Below are 1,705 nucleotides of genomic sequence, written 5' to 3' on the forward strand. Positions count from 1 at the left end.
GAACACACAGGGTTTATGGTATTTGTAAGGCATGGGTTTTACCTCTTGCTGTAATTAATTTCAATCAACACATTTATATAATGTCAAATCTAACCCTGGCTTGGCAGTACCCTTGAGGGTACCTTTTCAGCAGCTGATCAGATCAGGGCATAAAGGGTATCGGTTTTCGTCTACAATAAAACTCCTCCATCCTGAGCTTAGGATGGAGGATAGAGAGGAGAGATAGGACTTAATTTATGCCCAGACTTTAAAAGCCAGCCGTCAAATATTCTTAAAGAAACTAACTGGTAACTGGTTCGGTGGACTGATCAGTAGCCGCTCCGTTCTCTTCGATCTCCATTTCCTCATACTTAGTAAAGCACTTACGCTTAGCACCTACAGCTAGGTCGAGCACAATTGGTACTTCTAATTTGATCGGAACTTGGAACACACAGGGTTTATCGTATTTGTAAGGCATGGGTTTTACCTCTTGCTGTAATTAATTTCAATCAACACATTTATATAATGTCAAATCTAACTCTGGCTTGGCAGTACCCTTGAGGGTACCTTTTATGAGGTGATATGATAGTGTTTCATAACTTAGCCTCGGTATTGGTGGGCATTGCTCATTTAATTTATAGGCTCACTAATTTTAATCTTCCTGATCAATGCCCACCCTACGATTTTTGTCTGGTTCGGTATTGGTGGGGGTGATTATCGCTTAAGGTCTACAATAAAACTCCTCCCTCCTGAGCTCAGGAGGGAGGAAACAGAGGAGAGATAGGACTTAATTTATGCCGATAATTTCAAAGCCAACCGTCAAAGATTCCTGTCAAAGATTGCTAAAGATACTAAGTGCTAACTGGTTCGGGGGACTGATCAGTAGCCGCTCCGTTCTCTTCGAGTTCCATTTCCTCATATTTAGTAAAGCACTTACGCTTAGCACCTACAGCTAGGTCGAGCACAATTGGTACTTCTAATTTGATCGGAACTTGGAACACACAGGGTTTATGGTATTTGTAAGGCATGGGTTTTACCTCTTGCTGTAATTAATTTCAATCAACACATTTATATAATGTCAGATCTAAATCCCTCTTGGCAGTACCCTTGAGGGTACCTTTTCAGCAGCTGATAATAGGATGGCTTAACTGGGTGATTATCGGTTAAGGGTAAGCATTCAGCTGTCAGCTGTCAGCTGTCAGCTATCACGCTTAAAATAAACCTATGCAGGCCTATGGCCACGCTACGGGAACGGGAGAATTTAATAGTTCGAGATTTTACAAAATTGAAAGTCTGGGGATTTGCCCATCTTACGCATATGCGCTAGAGATGGTGCTACTTGAGGTGCTCTCAGCGGTCAGCCATTGGCCTTTGGCCAAGGGTGCCCATAAACACATCAAGTAGCGTGCGCGTAGCGCATTAGCTGATACGCGACACGCTGATAGCTTACGGTTAAGGTCTACAATAAAACTCCTCCCTCCTGAGCTCAGGAGGGAGGAGAGATAGGACTTAATTTCTGCCCAGAATTTAAAAGCCAGCCGTCAAAGATTCCTAAACAGACTAAGTGCTAACCGGTTCGGCTGGCTCAGTACCCGCTCCGTTCTCTTCGATCTCCATTTCCTCATACTTAGTAAAGCACTTACGCTTAGCACCTACAGCTAGGTCGAGCACAATCGGTACTTCTAATTTGATCGGAACTTGGAACACACAGGGATTATAGTATTTG

The 1,705-nt window shown here is 43.2% G+C and carries 2 protein-coding genes; both read right to left on the reverse strand.

The genetic code is table 11. The features are described from left to right. Window positions 1-280 precede the first annotated feature (280 nt). Window positions 281-457 carry a hypothetical protein gene (locus tag F6K37_RS41175; RefSeq protein WP_008184275.1) on the reverse strand — a complete coding sequence of 59 codons (177 nt, stop codon included), beginning with the start codon at window positions 455-457 and terminating at the stop codon, window positions 281-283. 373 nt (window positions 458-830) lie between these two features. Further along, window positions 831-1,007, reverse strand: coding sequence for a hypothetical protein (locus F6K37_RS41180; RefSeq protein WP_287257053.1), 177 nt, complete (start codon window positions 1,005-1,007; stop codon window positions 831-833). Window positions 1,008-1,705: the final 698 nt, after the last annotated feature.

This window comes from Moorena sp. SIO4E2, from assembly GCF_010671945.1.
Taxonomy (GTDB): Bacteria; Cyanobacteriota; Cyanobacteriia; order Cyanobacteriales; family Coleofasciculaceae; genus Moorena; species Moorena producens.